Source organism: Sphaerospermopsis sp. FACHB-1194 (assembly GCF_014696235.1).
GTDB classification, from domain to species: Bacteria; Cyanobacteriota; Cyanobacteriia; order Cyanobacteriales; family Nostocaceae; genus Sphaerospermopsis; species Sphaerospermopsis kisseleviana.
Genome location: NZ_JACJPU010000075.1, coordinates 1 through 16043, shown reverse-complemented (window position 1 = coordinate 16043; position 16043 = coordinate 1). Strand labels below are relative to the sequence as shown.

The 16043-nt window shown below is 37.6% G+C and carries 14 protein-coding genes; 7 read left to right on the top strand and 7 right to left on the bottom strand.

Features of this window, described 5'->3' with window-relative positions; all coding sequences use genetic code 11:
- Positions 1-438: 438 nt before the first annotated feature.
- From metK to H6F45_RS24935, 3 genes are all read right to left on the bottom strand, one after another.
- Entirely contained in the window at positions 439-1623 is a 1185-nt protein-coding gene (gene metK / locus H6F45_RS24945; RefSeq protein WP_190348687.1) for a methionine adenosyltransferase, read from the bottom strand.
- Positions 1624-1686: 63 nt separating this feature from the next.
- Complete coding sequence (locus H6F45_RS24940; RefSeq protein ID WP_190348686.1) at positions 1687-4659, bottom strand: HAD-IC family P-type ATPase; 2973 nt, start codon at positions 4657-4659, stop codon at positions 1687-1689.
- On the bottom strand, positions 4619-5239 hold the full coding sequence (locus H6F45_RS24935; RefSeq protein WP_096568163.1) for a DUF5132 domain-containing protein: 621 nt from the start codon (positions 5237-5239) through the stop codon (positions 4619-4621). Before H6F45_RS24935 ends, H6F45_RS24940 begins: the two co-directional genes overlap by 41 nt.
- A 295-nt stretch (positions 5240-5534) precedes the next feature.
- Here H6F45_RS24935 and H6F45_RS24930 point away from each other — a divergent pair, with 295 nt between their 5' ends.
- A complete protein-coding gene (locus H6F45_RS24930; RefSeq protein ID WP_096568161.1) occupies positions 5535-5996 on the top strand; it encodes a pyridoxamine 5'-phosphate oxidase family protein in 462 nt (153 codons plus the stop codon).
- A 95-nt stretch (positions 5997-6091) separates the two neighbouring features.
- On the opposite strand, the gene H6F45_RS24925 is transcribed toward H6F45_RS24930, so the two are convergent.
- Positions 6092-6286 (bottom strand): hypothetical protein, encoded by a 195-nt coding sequence (locus tag H6F45_RS24925; protein WP_096568159.1) that lies wholly within the window; start codon positions 6284-6286, stop codon positions 6092-6094.
- Between the two features lie 189 nt (positions 6287-6475).
- Positions 6476-7099: an HPF/RaiA family ribosome-associated protein gene (locus H6F45_RS24920; protein WP_096568157.1), complete on the bottom strand. Its 624-nt coding sequence runs from the start codon at positions 7097-7099 to the stop codon at positions 6476-6478.
- 399 nt (positions 7100-7498) lie between these two features.
- On the opposite strand from H6F45_RS24920, the gene H6F45_RS27205 reads away from it, so the two are divergent.
- From H6F45_RS27205 to H6F45_RS24890, 6 genes are all read left to right on the top strand, one after another.
- The gene (locus tag H6F45_RS27205; RefSeq protein WP_277877029.1) at positions 7499-7621 is read left to right on the top strand and encodes a hypothetical protein; all 123 of its coding nucleotides are present in this window, start codon (positions 7499-7501) and stop codon (positions 7619-7621) included.
- A gap of 511 nt (positions 7622-8132) precedes the next feature.
- Positions 8133-9704 carry a precorrin-3B synthase gene (gene cobG, locus H6F45_RS24910; RefSeq protein WP_236104113.1) on the top strand — a complete coding sequence of 524 codons (1572 nt, stop codon included), beginning with the start codon at positions 8133-8135 and terminating at the stop codon, positions 9702-9704.
- 25 nt (positions 9705-9729) lie between these two features.
- Complete coding sequence (locus H6F45_RS24905) at positions 9730-10359, top strand: precorrin-8X methylmutase (RefSeq protein WP_096568155.1); 630 nt, start codon at positions 9730-9732, stop codon at positions 10357-10359.
- A complete protein-coding gene (locus H6F45_RS24900; protein ID WP_190348685.1) occupies positions 10356-11060 on the top strand; it encodes a precorrin-2 C(20)-methyltransferase in 705 nt (234 codons plus the stop codon). Before H6F45_RS24905 ends, H6F45_RS24900 begins: the two co-directional genes overlap by 4 nt.
- Before the next feature lie 254 nt (positions 11061-11314).
- Positions 11315-13057, top strand: coding sequence for a precorrin-3B C(17)-methyltransferase (cobJ, locus tag H6F45_RS24895; RefSeq protein ID WP_190348684.1), 1743 nt, complete (start codon positions 11315-11317; stop codon positions 13055-13057).
- Between the two features lie 1024 nt (positions 13058-14081).
- Positions 14082-14462 (top strand): hypothetical protein, encoded by a 381-nt coding sequence (locus H6F45_RS24890; RefSeq protein ID WP_096568149.1) that lies wholly within the window; start codon positions 14082-14084, stop codon positions 14460-14462.
- Positions 14463-14602: 140 nt separating this feature from the next.
- Here H6F45_RS24890 and H6F45_RS24885 read toward each other — a convergent pair whose 3' ends face one another.
- Together H6F45_RS24885 and H6F45_RS24880 are read right to left on the bottom strand one after the other, a co-directional pair.
- Positions 14603-15151: a pentapeptide repeat-containing protein gene (locus tag H6F45_RS24885; RefSeq protein ID WP_190348683.1), complete on the bottom strand. Its 549-nt coding sequence runs from the start codon at positions 15149-15151 to the stop codon at positions 14603-14605.
- A 496-nt stretch (positions 15152-15647) separates the two neighbouring features.
- Positions 15648-16043: pentapeptide repeat-containing protein (locus tag H6F45_RS24880; protein ID WP_190348682.1), on the bottom strand; the 396-nt coding region annotated here is incomplete at its 5' end.

Below are 16043 nucleotides of genomic sequence, written 5' to 3'. Positions count from 1 at the left end.
GCTCAGGACAGGCTCAGGACAGGCTCAGGACAGGCTCAGGACAGGCTCAGGACAGGCTCAGGACAGGCTCAGGACAGGCTCAGGACAGGCTCAGGACAGGCTCAGGACAGGCTCAGTACAAGTCGCTCAGTACAAGCTCACTAACCGCTCAGTACAAGTCTTGACCGCCCATAGTGTACCTCATTACACCGGAAAGTGCTGTAAGTAGGGCTTGCTGAATAAAGACAAAAGCTAGATATATTGAAGGTTTGAGGCTAATAAACAAGAAAAAGATGCAAGGATTTTGAAGGGTATACCTGAAAAAGTGTGCATTTTGGGTCTGATAAATCAGGAAATTATAGGATGACAGATAGCTGAAACTGTTCCCTGTTAAGAGTTCCCTGTTCCCTTGCCTTCACAGATAACTTTTTCAGCAAGCCCTAATTATTAACCCCAAATTCAAAATACATCCACCTTATCCAACTTTTCCCAAGGTAATTCTATATCAATTCTACCCACATGACCATAAGCAGCAAGCTTGCGATAAAACCCACCTTTAGTTAATGAAGGTAAAAACCTTAAATTAAATTGTTTAATAATTCCTGCTAACCGAAAATCAAAATGTTTCTCTAAAATAGCAGTAATTTCCTCATCAGAAATATTCCCAGTGCCAAAAGTTTCCACCTGCACACTCACAGGTCGAGAAAGTCCGATAGAATAACTTAATTGTACTTCGCACTCATCAGCTAACTTTGCAGCAACAACATTTTTAGCAGCATATCTAGCAACATAAGCCCCAATTCTATCTATTCTAATGGGGTCTTTACCACTTAACGCCGAACCGCTATGTTTAGAATATTCACCATAGGTATCAATAGCGTTTTTTCTACCAGTTAAACCTGCATGGGCAGTGGGTCCACCAATAATAAATGATCCATCAGGATTAATAAAGATTCTAGTTTTAGCATCAGGTTTAATTGCTTCATTTGCAAACACAGGAGCAATCACAGTTTCTCTAATATCATCTTGTAATTGTTGTAAATTTGGTTTTGCCGATTGATTTTGACTAGCGATAACTGTAATACTGTGAATCCTATAAGGTTGACGATTTTTATATTCAACACCTACCTGGGTTTTACCATCTGGGGTAAGATAAGAGAGGATTTTTTGCTTTCTCACCTCACTAATTTGTCGAGCTAATTTATGTGCTAACCAAATCGGTAAAGGCATAAAATTATAAGTTTGATTGCAAGCAAAACCAAAAACTGTAGCTTGATTCTTGACAGTAATTTTCTCTATTTCCGCATCAGATAAAATCTTTTCATCAAATAAATGATATTCTTCAGGAGGCAATTCTGTTAAGCTAGTTAAAATACTGCAATTTTTACCATTGAATTCTGTTTGTTGATAACCAACTTGTTCAATTACCTGCCTAGCAATATTAGTAAAATCCACATTTGCACTAGGTTCAAATCTCGCAGCAATAAAAACAATACCTGTTGACACAGCACATTCTGTAATAATTCTCCCATAGGGATCTTGTTGTAAAAACCTATCTACAATAGCATCACTAATTTGATCACAAAGTTTATCAGGATGCCCTTCCGTCACAGATTCCGACGTAAACATAAAATCCTTTTTCATAAAAAAATCCTCTCTTTTCTCTGCGTTCTCTGTGCCTCTGTGGTTCGTTATCAAAATATCTTATCAACTTATTTTTTTAGTCCCTTCATTTACCAACAATGGCAACAAAGCACCACCAGAAATTACAACAGTATCAACCATATTCAACGGGGCAATTTTCAATAAACTCCGTAACTGTGGCACAGCTAAAGCCAAAATTTGAATACCAAAAGAACCAACAACAGCAGTCGTTAAATAAGGATTAGGCGGTAATTTTTCCTGACTAAAAATACTGTGTTTTTCAGAACGACTGCTAATAGTATGTAATAACTGCCCATAAGTCAAAGTCATAAAAGCCAAGGTACTAGCTTTAGGACTAATTCCATATTTAAAAATACCGTAACCATAAGCAGCTAAGGTACTAATAGAAATGACAGCAGATTCAAACACAATTCTCCCAAAATCAGTATTTTTAATAATTGGTTCATTTGGGTTACGCGGAGGTTGATTTAATACGTCTGGTTCTGGTGCTTCCATAGCTAAAGAAAGTCCAGGGAAAATATCAGTTACTAAGTTCAACCATAAAAGTTGAATTGCGTTTAAAGGTTCACCAATACCGACTGCGGTAGCGGTTGTCATCACCATAATTTCGCTGAGATTTGTAGCTAAGAGAAAATGTACAGATTTTCTAATGTTGTTGTAAATTGTTCTGCCTCTACTAACCGCAATCATCATTGTTTCTAATCTGTCATCTTCTAAGACAATATCAGCAACTTCACGGGCGACATCTGTACCTTCTTTACCCATTGCTACACCGACTTGAGCAGCTTTTAATGCAGGTGCGTCGTTAATACCATCACCGGTCATAGAAACAACTTTACCCGATGTCTGCAATGCTTGAACAATTTGCAGTTTATTACTAGGACTAATGCGGGCAAAAACGTCTACTTTGTCGCTGAGTGCTGCTAATGCTTCCGGGGTGAGATTATTGAGGTTATTAGAGTCAAGAATTTCTAATTGGGGATGTCGATTTAATTCTAATTCTTTAGCGATCGCATAAGCTGTAGGACTTTGATCACCAGTAATCATTACCGTATTAATTCCCGCTTGATGAAAGTCGGCAATTAATTCTTTTGCACCTTTTCTAATTGGATCAGCCATCCCCACCAAACCCAACCAAATTAAATCTGATTCATGATTATTGTTATTTTCCACTTCCTCAATATAACCATAAGCCACACCCAAAACTCTTAACGCTTTTCCTGCTAAACGATCATTTTCTATTTCTATTTTCTGTCGGTCTTCTGCTATCAAAGGTACAACTTCACCATTTTTCATCCACCGATGACAAAGTTGTAAAACTTCCGCAGGATTTCCTTTCACAGCCACCATTTGCTGACAATTATGAGTTGCATGAATTGTACTCATAAGGTTGCGATTTTCAGAACGCAAATTAGTTTGCAGTAAAGGATATTTTTCTTTCAACGCCATCACATCTACACCTGCACTAATCGCTGTGTAAATCAAAGCATTTTCTGTAGCTGAACCTGTAACCAGATATTCATCAGCATCATTTTTTTTACTAACTTCACTTTCATTACAAAGAATTGCTACATGAATTAATTTTAATAGTTCATTATAAGTGTAGGGATTAATAATTTTTTCCCCAGTAATAAATTCACCATCCCTGACTTGAATATGTTTACTGTCGGTGACTATTTCCACCACTGACATTTTATTTTCTGTGAGAGTTCCGGTTTTATCTAAACAAATAGTTTGCACCGAACCTAATGCTTCTACTGCATTCAAACTGCGAACAATAACTTTATTTTTTCGCATATCACGAATGCCTAAAGCTAGGGTTGTGGTAGCAATTGTTGGTAAACCTTCGGGTACTGCTGCAACTGCTAAAGATATAGAAGATTGCAACATTGCTAATAAATTATATCCCCGTAAAACTCCCATTCCAAACACTAAACCACATAATCCCATACTAATAAAAACCAGTTGACTACCCACTTGATCTAATTGTTTAGCAAGGGGAGTTTGAGTTGTTGTTGCTTCACTAACTAATTGCTGAATTTTACCCATTTCGGTAAATTTGCCTGTAGCAACTACCGCTGCTAAACCCTGTCCATTAATAACTAATGTACCTTTATAAATCATATTCAAACGATCAGCTAAAGGTACATCTTCACCATGTAATAATGTGGGATTTTTAGAAACGGGAACACTTTCCCCAGTTAAAGCAGATTCATCAATAGTTAAATTATCAACTTCAATAATTCTGGCATCTGCGGCAATATAACTACCAGGTTTAAGAACTAAAATATCTCCTACAACTACATTTTCTGTAGGTATTTCTTGTAGCTTATTATCTCTAATTGCCCAAGTAGATTTTTCTGAGCGATTTTTCAGGGAATTAATAATGCGTTCTGACTGACTTTCTGTAATATAACCAATGGTAGCATTTAAACCAACTACACCCAAAATTACTACAGCATCAATAATTCCCCCAGTGAAAATAGAAATTCCCGCAGCAACACCTAATAAAGCAACTGGTAATGATTTAAACTGCTCAATTAACATACTGATTTCTGAGCGTTTTACTGTTGCTGATAATAGGTTTTTACCATATTTATTCAGGTATTTATTGGCAGTTTCATTAGATAATCCTGAGATATGGGAAGTATTTAATGATTGCAGAACATTATCCGCTGTCATTAAATACCAATTTTCGGTTTTTTGCTCTTGCTTGGATAAAGTTAACTTATCTTTTTTAGTAGGGTGTACTAATGTTTTAACATCAGTAAATCCAGCCTTATCTTTATATCCCGATAAAGCTTTATCAATAAAATATGCAATTTTCCTATAGCTAACGTCTGGTTGAAAAATAACCAAAATATTGCTAGTTAACACATTAGCAGCAACAGAAATAATTTCTGGGTAATTAGCAAGCGATCGCTCCAAATATATCTTTAATGACTGCGAACGATAAAGTTCATCAATTTTATATCTAGCTCTCCCTTTGACATTGCTGTGTATTATTTGAATCACTACTTTGTTGCTCCTGAAATTCCATTGAAACAGTATTAATTGATAAATTTGTTAATTGAGTTTCATCCTCAAAATTTAGTCTGGTAAAAATATCAAAAGCATACCAAGCCAATATATACCAAGGTATTTCTTCTAATTGAAATCCTTTTCTTAACAATTGTTGCAGCGAAAGTAAACCAATTCCTACAGGTAATATCACTCGTAAATCAGCAACACCATTTGTCATTCTTGCCACATCTGTATTAATATCAGAGATGACATTGATTAAATCTTTTGCTGCTTCTGATTTACCATTTGTGAAATAATTTCCATAAGTTCTAGATTGATTTCTAAATTGACTTCTAGATTGAGTTCTAGATGGAAAACTTTCTGGTTTCTCCTTTCTTGCATCTGCGCTTACTTTTTCTACCGTTTCACCCATTTCTGCAACTGCATCCTTAACTTTTTCTGATAACAAAATACTATCTTTAATAGTATTTTGGACTACAGGTTGTTTCATTGCTGATGCAATCGGTAAAATCACAGGTGAAAAGACAATTGCTGTCAAACCTTCAATAATTGTGTCTAATGTAGATGCCATTTTTACATCTCTCCTATTATCACTTGATCCAGTCAATCACTAAAATAGTATAAAAAAATATTATAAAAATTACTAGCTATTGCCATCATCCTCAAGTTACATAATTATTTGTAATTCCTAAACAAAATTATCATTTTTCTCTAATTTTTTTTCTTAAAATATTCCTTTAGTTATACACTAAGCAACTTAATTACTAAGGTGATAATTACACCTATAGACTCATGTAATAGCAATCTAAAAACATTAATACTAAAAAAGATATGAGCTACCCATTACTAAATAAAAAAATACCTAAATGGCAAATTCACAAGAACACAATCAAAAAACTCAGCAGTTGCGTACACTGATTAAAGACATTGACAATGCTATGTTAACTACAGTCGATGATGATGGTAGTTTGCATAGTCGTCCTATGTCTATTTTTAGCGACATTGATGCAGATGGTAAACTTTGGTTTTTTACCTTTGCTGATTCTCATAAAGTCTTAGAAATTCAACGTCGTCAACAAGTAAATGTGAGTTTTTCTTCACCTGATCAACAGCGATATATTTCTATTTCCGGTACAGCAGAACTGGTGAAAGATAGAAATAAATTACAAGAGAAATGGAAACCCGAATTACAAACTTGGTTTCCCCAAGGAATAGATGAACCGAATATTGCCTTGCTAAAAGTCAATATTAACAAAGCAGATTATTGGGAAAGTTCATCAAGTTTTATACCACAAAAAATTAGTTTTTTAGAACTCTCTCACCGTTAAGGTAGAATCTATTAGGGGCGAAGCCTTCGGAAAATAGCCTGGGATAAAAATTGATCATTGTTCGCCCGAATGCTTCGCCCTTGGAGAAAAATTGATCATTTTCTTGAGCTATTCTTGTCAATCTGCTCAATTAATTTCTCTGCCATTTCTACAGATGCAATCATTAATTTCTGTTCCAAATTTCCATAACCTCCCTCATCACTAACTTGAGGGTAAATGTGAGGATTAGATAGCATTGCTGCCAGTAATTGAGATGCTGTTTTTTTCAATTCATCAATTTGTGTATTCATATCCTTTCCAGCCAATAAGTGATCAATTGATAATTGATATTAACAGTTGATAATTGACTATTGTATTCAAACTTAAAAACCTCTCCTTTGAAGGTGAAAAAATCAAAAAATCTGCTGTTTTTATTCTCTTACAGGGAGAGGTAATAATTAATTATCAATTGTTCATTGTCAATTGTCCATTATTAAATCCTACCAATCTAAAGGAGTTTCAACTAATTTTTCTGAAGATTTACCAGCACGCACACCAGGTTTATCAACTATTTTTACAGTGCTTGCTTGCGGTCCTTCTTCCCCATCCTCTAAGGAAAAATGCACACCAGTACCAATTTCTAAACGGTCAAAGTCGTGATGTAAAACACTATTTTGGTGAAAATATATTTCCCTTCCATCTAAAGTTTTTAGGAAACCATAGCCATCTTCTCGAAATAATTTTGTTACCAAACCTGTGCTTTCTTGCGCTTCCTCATATCTGCCAGCTTGTTCACTTGCACGTTGCAGTTGAGTCAGTTTAACTAACTGCTGACGCATAGCATCAAAAGTTTCTCTCACTACTGCATCTAACGGTTGATATTGAACACCCTCACCCGGATTTTTTTCCGCTGCTAGTTCATGGCCAGGCGGAACAGTCAGATCAATTCTCACTCGATAAGGAGAACCGCTACGGGGACGATCATGGATTTTTTCAATAGCAATGTGACAGCTATTGATGTAATTACAAATATTCTCTAGTTTGGCAATTTTTTCATGAACTAAATTATCAATTGCCTCTGATTTCTCTACATTACGATAGGTAATTTCTGGTTGAATTTTCATACATTTCTAATCCAAATACTCTCATCAAAATACAAACCAAATACAAAAATGGCGCAACTTACAGTGGATAGTGGATAGATCCCGGACTTCTTAAAGAAGCCCGGTGTCTGGATATTAAGTTCCTTTCCTTAAGCTTGATTTACTTATCTTTTTATATTTATAATACATTAATCAATTCTAAACAAGAAAATAATTATTTTTCTTCAACCCAAGGCTAGAGATTTTTAAAATAAGTATATACCAAAAGTAAGATTTGACTGGTCAACAGCCAATAATTTTATTTATAATAAAATTATATTTATACTAAAATTTGTTGTTAAAATAGGTCAACTATTGCATTTGAAATCAAACTTAATTTGGTACATAATCTGTCTCATTGGCGGATTTATCCTGGTTTTATTGGTACTGGTTTTATTTATCCTTTATTATACTCACTCCCAAACAGAAATTACTAAAGCTTTAACAGGTGTAGAAATTGAGGTACTTTGGAATCAAATCGCCTATCCTTCTGGGGACTGGTGACTGGGGACTGGTGACTGGGGACTGGGGACTGGTGACTGGTGACTGGTGACTGGTGACTGGGGACTGGGGACTGGTGACTGGGGACTGGGGACTGGGGACTGGTGACTGGTGACTGGTGACTGGGGACTGGGGACTGGTGACTGGTGACTGGTGACTGGTGACTGGTGACTGGTGACTGGTGACTGGGGGAAGATGAATAACCTAATTACCCATTACCCATTACCCATTACCCATTACCTTTCCAAAAATTCTTTCTTGTGGTATAATTCAAAATCTTAGATTTGGGAAACTCCGGTTAAATTCCGGGACTGTGCCGCAGCTGTAAAGCAATGTCAGATTTTAGATTGCTGATTTTAGATAATTGATACTGAGAAAAACATTGTAACAAAATAAGGGTAATCAGAAAATCCAAAATCCAAAATCCAAAATCTAAAATCCTAAATTGAACAAGTCAGAATGCCAACTCTAGGAAATTTATCCCTGTTCTGTCTCCGCGTCGCACGGGGAAGGAGTGACCATTTTGTTAAGTCCATTTACAGCTTGTCCAGGTTTATTTTACACCACACCAGCCCAAGATGGCATCTTATCTCGCCTAAGAATACCCGGTGGCATTTTGAATAGTGAACAGCTACACGCGATCGCCAATATAGCGGATAATTATGGAGGCGGCTATGTTGATGTTACCAATCGCGCTAATTTACAAATCAGAGAAATTAAACAAGAAATAAATATTGATATTCTCCAGCAATTACAAAAAATGGGATTAGGTTCTATTAATCCTGCTGTAGACCATATTCGCAATATTATGACGAGTCCCATTACGGGTATAGACTCTCAAGAATTAATATATACTCATCCTCTGGTGAAAGCTTGGGATGAATACATCACAGAAAATTCCCATTTAGGCGGACTTTCGGCAAAATTTAGCGTTGGCTTCGATGGTGGTGGAAAACTTTCTCTCAAACACTTCCCCAATGATATCACTTTAGCGGCTGTTGATATTGATCAGGGGGGTAGGAAAGAACCGAAGTTCTTTCCTACGGGGAAATGGGGACATAAACTAGTATATCTCATTTTGCATTTTTGTGGTGGTGAAAAAGAAAAATTTTTTATAAATACAGGAATTTTATTAACGCCCGCACAATGTATACCATTTTTAGGTGCTTTAGCGGAGGTTTACTTACAGCATACAGATCCTAGTAGCCGGCGTAAACCACGCTTGCGGGAGGTTATTGATAATTTGGGCTGGGAAAATTATTTACAACAAGCTACAGAGTATTTAACTGCAAATAATTTACAGGTAGCCAAAGAAATAGCATCTCAAAATCTCACACAAATAAGCAAACTCGCAAATTTACATGATGAAGCTAAACATAATAATCAAAATAATCAAGAAATGTACCATATTGGCATACATGAACAGAAACAATCAGGATTATATTATATCGGTGTTGTTTTACCCTTGGGACGGTTGCAAACTTGGCAAATGCGGGGTTTAGCTGATTTAGCCGCCAAATATGGTAATAGTAATCTCAGACTCACACCTTGGCAGAATTTACTAATCACAGATATTGCCCAAGAACACATTGCACAAGTGCAAAGAGAAATTGCCCATCTAGAACTGAGTTATTCAGCTACCAACATTAAAAGCGGGTTAGTTTCCTGTTCAGGAAAGCGGGGTTGTGCTGCTGCTGCAACAGACACCAAAACTCACGCTTTAACATTAGGAGAATATTTAGAAACTCACATCACCTTAGATTCTGCTATTAATATTCATTTTAGTGGGTGTGTTAAATCTTGCGCTCAACATCATCAAAGTGATATTACATTGCTAGGAGTGAAAATTGAGGCAGAAAATGAATCCAGGGAAGGATATCAAGTGTATCTTGGTGACGATACCTTACAACAATTTGGTCGTCCAATTTATGAAAATGTGACTTTTGCCGAATTACCTCAACTCATGGAACGAATGTTAAAAGTGTATCAAATGAAACGGGTTAGTTCTCAAGAATCATTTAGAGAATTTGCCAATCGTTATGATATATCTGAACTCAAACAATTGTTCACTGTTCAATCCATTTAAGTCTCAAATTCCAAATATCGAAACTATGTATAATTATATACGCGATGCTGAGGAAATATACAGAAAATCTTTTGCCATTATTCGCTCAGAAGCTAAATTAGATACCCTACCGGATGATGTAGCGCAAATTGCTGTTCGTTTAATTCATGCCTGTGGAATGCCGGATATAGTTCCAGAGTTAGCATATTCACTCAATGCCGTGGATGCAGGTAGAAAAGCCTTAGCATCTGGCGCACCAATTTTATGTGACTGTCACATGGTTGCACAAGGCATTACCAGAAAAAGATTACCCACCAATAACGCAATTATTTGTTCTTTGAATGATCCAGAAGTACCAACAATAGCTAAACGCCTGGGAAATACTCGATCAGCAGCAGCTTTAGAACTGTGGCGTTTTCATTTAGATGGGGCAGTTGTGGCCATTGGTAATGCACCCACAGCCTTATTTAGATTATTGGAAATGCTAGATGAGGGAGTACCACGTCCGGCATTAATTTTAGGCTTTCCCGTGGGGTTTGTCGGTGCGGCCGAATCAAAAGTCGCTTTAGCAGAAGATAGTCGTGGTGTGCCATTTATGACTTTACATGGACGAAGAGGAGGCAGTGCGATCGCTTCTGCTGCCGTTAACGCCATAGCAACCGAGGAAGAAATATGAACTCAAAAGGTCGTCTGTATGGAGTTGGTGTTGGTCCTGGAGATCCAGAACTATTGACATTAAAAGCATTACGCTTAATACGTTCGGCCTCTGTTATTGCCTATCAGTCAGCAATAGATCGGGAAAGTATCGCCAGAAAAATCGTGTCGCCATACTTACCCGGTAATCAAATTGAAGTTTTATATCATCTTCCCCGCGCCCTAGAACCAGAAAAAGCCAAAGCCATTTATGACAAAGAAGTTGAACCCATAGGTGAACATCTAGCCGCCGGTCGGGATGTCGTTGTATTGTGTGAAGGCGATCCGTTTTTTTACGGTTCTTTCATGTATATCTTCACTCGTTTATCTGACCAGTATCAGACGGAAGTTGTCCCTGGCATTTCTTCCTTAATGGCCTGTCCAGTATCCTTGGGAGTACCCTTCACCTACTACAACGATATTCTCACAGTTCTACCCGCTACCCTGCCCACAGAAATGCTAACTGCCCAGCTTTTAGCCACAGATGCAGCAGCAATCATGAAACTCGGTCGTCACTTTGCTAAAGTGCGTGATATCCTGCATCAATTAGGACTAGCTTCACGGGCAAAATATATTGAACGGGCAACAACCACACAGCAAAGAATTGTACCTTTAGATGAAGTAGATCCCGAACAAGTTCCTTATTTCTCGATGATAGTTATACCCACTAAGCAAAGACTTTAAGCAGTCACCAATCACCAGTCACCAATCACCAGTCACCAGTCCCCAGTCCCCAGTCCCCAGTCACCAGTCCCCAGTCACCAGTCACCAATCACCAGTCACCAATCACCAGTCCCCAGTCCCCAGTCCCCAGTCCCCAGTCCCCAGTCACCGCGCAATAGTAAGTTAAGACTATTGACACCCATCTAAAAACCTGATATAGTGTCTCCTGATAAGGAAGAACTATCTTAAAATAAGTAAATAAATATAAATTTTAAATGAAAACAAGGTTGACATCTGCCGTTGTCATACTAGGTCAAAATAGTATCACAGTAGCCAGACAAATTACAAGTATTTTACCAGGTGCAAAATTATACGGGTTAGCAAGTCGCACCTGTGATGTTGATGTAAGCTTTACAAACTTTGGCGATACACTGCGCGAGTTGTTCGCCGCTGGCACACCGATAATTGGTATATGTGCAGCCGGGATTCTGATTAGAACTTTAGCACCACTGATTACAGATAAAAGTCAAGAACCACCAGTATTAGCTGTAGCTGAAGATGGGAGTGCAGTTGTCCCGCTTTTGGGTGGACTAAGTGGAGTAAACGAATTAGCACGGCAAATAGCAGCAGCTTTAAAAGTACAAGCTGCCATTACCACTACAGGAGATTTGCGTTTTCGGACAGCGTTGTTATCTCCTCCTTTTGGATATCATTTAGCTAACCCAGAGAATGCGAAAAAATTTATATCTGACTTATTAGCAGGGGCAAAAGTTAAATTAGTAGGAACAGCACCTTGGTTGAGTGAAAGTAACTTACCTATTGATGAAAATGGGGAGTTAACTATTGAGGTGACAGAAAAAAACGTAATTCCTCAACCTGACTGTTTAGTTTATCATCCCAAAAAAGTAGCGATCGCCATTACTTCCCCCAACTCAGGAACACTTAGCCACATTTACGAACTACTAGAAGACGCACAGGTTTCATCCAAAGCAGTCGCTGTTATTCTTGCACCTCTTTACCTAGCTGCTGATTGCATACTGGAAAATATCGCCCACATTTTTCAAGTACCCATTCGGTTTTTTGCAGTGAGTCAACTGACAAAATTTACCACCCAAGGATACTGTTTTCATGAAGCAGTTGTTTGTGCAGGTACAGAACCAAATAACAAATCTTTGTGTTCTCCATTTTCCCAGATTACTCTGAGTATTTCTCCAGAAATTATCAACCCCGAAACCATTGGACAACCACAGGGAAAATTAGCCATTATTGGTACTGGACCTGGTGCATCAAAATGGATGTCACCCGAAGTTAAAGAAATTCTCAATCATGCTACAGATTTAGTTGGTTATAAGACTTATATTAATTTAATTGGTGCTTTAGCTGAAGGTAAAAAAATTCATGAATCGGATAATAGAGAAGAAGAAGCAAGGGCAAAAATGGCCTTAGACTTAGCCGCAACAGGTAAATATGTAGCAGTAGTTTCTTCAGGAGATCCCGGTATTTATGCAATGGCCACCGCAGTTTTTGAAGTCATAGATAAATATCAACAACCAGAATGGCAAACAATTGATATTCAAGTAGCCCCTGGTATTTCCGCCATGCAAGCCACCGCAGCAGCTATTGGCGCACCTTTGGGACATGACTTTTGTGTAATTTCTCTTTCTGACATTTTAAAACCTTGGGAAATTATCACCCAACGTATTACAAACGCAGCCCAAGGTGATTTTGTAATTGCATTTTATAATCCTATTTCCAAAGAAAGAACTTGGCAATTAGAAGAAGCGAAAAATATCTTACTAAAGTACAGAAAACCAGATACCCCGGTAATATTAGGGTGGAATCTTGGCAGACCAGGACAAACGGTAAAAGTCATTAATTTGGAACAATTAAAACCAAAGGATGCTGATATGCGAACCTTGATTATTATTGGTTCTTCCCAAACTCGGAAAATTGAAACCAGTGAAAAAGATACAAGAGTTTATACACCACGTCGTTATCAATTGATAATTGACAATTGATAATTGACAATTGTTTCATTCCAGGTTCATTTTTAATTGTCGATTATTGTAAATTCGTGATCCTAAATAAAGCCCCAAGAATAACAAATTATTCTCAGGGCTTGTCATACCTGACCACCTTTACCTTTTTAATTTAATTTAATTTAAAAATACCATAAATCTTCAGAACTTAAAGACATAAATATCGGAATTATGTCTAAAAATAAATGTCCGATTTTAGTAATTTTTGCTATGCTATTAGACAAATTGTTTTATATAAAACATCCAAATATTTATGAGGTTTATGAGGTGATTTTCCTGTTGATATTTCCTAGAAAATTGCCAAGATTCAGAATATAGAATATCCTTAACTAAAGTTGTGCTAACAAAAGTCAAAATCATCATCGCTGTTGGAGTCACACTTGATAATTTATCTACAAAATTGGTTCTCTGTAATTACAAATTTGACAATAATTCCGTACAAACATTCCGGTCAACGTCTCTAATCACTCATCAAGGCTTATATAAAAAGATAAAATTCAAGTAGTTATGTCTAGTCTAATGCTTGTAAACCCTTGATTTTTTGGTTTTTATCATCAACAATAAAAGCATCATGTTTCATACATGATTGTAGCCAATAAAAGTGACAGAAGCCCTGATATATGTCCGCTCTTGCGGACATTTTATTATTCATTTTTTAATAGTTAATTTTCAGTCAATATCTAAATTGATTGAATAACTAAAACCCGTCTTTCCTGTTTCCTGATCCTTGCTGTTTCCTGCCTACACACTTCAATAATGGACAATTAACAATGGACAATTGACAATGACCTCTCTCTGAAAGGAAGAGGATTGAAAAAATTGTCAAAGTCAAAAGACATAACTACTACAATTATGTCCAAAAAATTAAATAACTGGTCAGTGACTAATACTGACACTCTATAGCACCGGAATCAACTATTATTATTCCTGATAGCTGTTCTCTTGAATTGAAAGATTTAATCGTGTATCCTTAGCAGTCAAGAACATTATATCAAGCAAGATGATGAACAAATTTATACTAAGCCTCTTTTCTTCTCCTGTATTGATTAGCTCCTGGTTGACTATGGGAGTGATGCTCAAGCAAGCCCAAGCGATAGAACCAACAGTTAAAAATACATCCCAGAATACAGCCCAAAGTAAAGATAATTTGTCCTGTATTCGCAATAAACATAAAGTTGGTTTAGTATGTGCTAGAGCTTCTGTATTAGCTCAAATTCCAGAGTATCAACCCCAAGCAGAAGATTTTGATACTCCTGCTGATATTCAGATGCTAGAGTTCAATATTGAAGAAAGCAATATGGCCGTGGATTTATTTGGCTGTGATTGCCCAGCTTGTATAAATTCTTTACGAGCAATGCGTGGTGTAACACCTTTAGTTTATTAAGGAGTGGTGACTGGTGAGTGGGGAAGAAAATTTTAGATTTTAGATTTTAGATTTTAGATTGGAGATGACAAAAACAATCCAAAATCCATGACTCCTATTCCCCATTTCCTATTCCCCATTTCCCATTTCCCCTTGAAAAATCAATAACTTCCAGCCCATGTGATCCATGTATGGGATAAACCTATATGCAGAACTTCCTCAATCATCTCTGGTTCAGAAATGATTGCACCAGTTAAATCTGCATCATAGAGTTCTGATTCTTCGATATTGCTACCAATCAAATTGGCTTTTTGAAGATTAGCACTGCTGAAATCAGCACCACTGATATCTGCTTCACTGAGGTTTGCACCCAGTAGATTAGCTGACGTTAAATTTGCGGCTCGCAAGTCTGCACGACTGAGGTTAGTTTCCTGGAAATTAACTCTTGTCAAATCAGCACCAATCAAATTTACTTCACTCAAGTTTGCACCTTGCAAATTTGCGCCATTGAGATCGGCATTGGTCAAATTTGCTCTAGATAGATTACATTTACTCAAGTTTGCTTCACTTAAATCAGCACCACTCAAGTCAGCTTCAGATAAATTAACACCAGTTAATTCAGCTTGAGTTAACTGTGCCTGATGCAGAATTGCTCCCTTAAAATTCCGTTTTCCTGATGTATATTGACTCAGGAAGCTATTAGCGTCCATAATTTTACCTCTCTGTGTCTTTAGATAAGTTCAACTCCTCAAACCACGCAAAAGACAATCGGGTTATACTATTGTGCTAAAGATTTTAGGATTTTTAATCTTTCCTTAATAGAAAGATACTTAACTTAATAGTAAGGACTTAAAAAGTAATAACGTAAGTTGCTAGTTAGGGAAACTGTCAGAATCAGGATTTCCAGGATTGAAGGATAATCAGGATTAAAACTAGGATTTTACAGCAGTTTCCAATTACCCATTACCAGCCTCAACTAGATGACTAGTACAGCTTGGCGCAAGTAAACCCACCATTAAAGTTGGTGAAAAATCTGTGATTTGAAACACTTGTGAAAGGTAGGCGTATTTATGCCGAGAGGTACTAGCAACTTAGGTTAATAGGCAAAAGGTATATTTTTGGTAAAGAGCGATCGCAATTATCATCCCATCATTCTTCTTGATCTTGATTCAGAGGTCACATTCTGAAATTATGATCACAAATCCTTTAGACACGAGTGAGAACACGAGAGCGATCGCCTGGAGAATCTTCAAAAATTGCCCCGCGTTCAATTAAGTCGCGCTTCATAGCTGGAGAAATGCCCTGATTATCTCCAAATATTGCATTTTCAACTGTTGCGCCGCTCAGGTTGGCACGGCTCAGGTAGGCACCGCTCAGGTCGGCACCGCTCAGGTAGGCACGGCTCAGGTCGGCACCGCTCAGGTAGGCACGGCTCAGGTCGGCACCGCTCAGGTCGGCACCGTTCAGGTAGGCACGGCTCAGGTAGGCACGGCTCAGGTCGGCACCGCTCAGGTAGGCACGGCTCAGGTTGGCACCGCTCAGGTAGGCACGGATCAGGTAGGCACCGCTCAGGTAGGCACGGCTCAGGTCGGCACCGCTCAG

What these genes read in the sequence shown, in the direction of transcription:
- metK (WP_190348687.1), bottom strand. Translation starts at nt 1,623, where the DNA reads ATGAAAAAGGATTTTATGTTTACGTCGGAATCTGTGACGGAAGGGCAT.
- H6F45_RS24935 (WP_096568163.1), bottom strand. Translation starts at nt 5,239, where the DNA reads ATGGCATCTACATTAGACACAATTATTGAAGGTTTGACAGCAATTGTC.
- H6F45_RS24930 (WP_096568161.1), top strand. Translation starts at nt 5,535, where the DNA reads ATGGCAAATTCACAAGAACACAATCAAAAAACTCAGCAGTTGCGTACA.
- H6F45_RS24925 (WP_096568159.1), bottom strand. Translation starts at nt 6,286, where the DNA reads ATGAATACACAAATTGATGAATTGAAAAAAACAGCATCTCAATTACTG.
- H6F45_RS24920 (WP_096568157.1), bottom strand. Translation starts at nt 7,099, where the DNA reads ATGAAAATTCAACCAGAAATTACCTATCGTAATGTAGAGAAATCAGAG.
- H6F45_RS24905 (WP_096568155.1), top strand. Translation starts at nt 9,730, where the DNA reads ATGTATAATTATATACGCGATGCTGAGGAAATATACAGAAAATCTTTT.
- H6F45_RS24900 (WP_190348685.1), top strand. Translation starts at nt 10,356, where the DNA reads ATGAACTCAAAAGGTCGTCTGTATGGAGTTGGTGTTGGTCCTGGAGAT.
- cobJ (WP_190348684.1), top strand. Translation starts at nt 11,315, where the DNA reads ATGAAAACAAGGTTGACATCTGCCGTTGTCATACTAGGTCAAAATAGT.
- H6F45_RS24890 (WP_096568149.1), top strand. Translation starts at nt 14,082, where the DNA reads ATGAACAAATTTATACTAAGCCTCTTTTCTTCTCCTGTATTGATTAGC.
- H6F45_RS24885 (WP_190348683.1), bottom strand. Translation starts at nt 15,151, where the DNA reads ATGGACGCTAATAGCTTCCTGAGTCAATATACATCAGGAAAACGGAAT.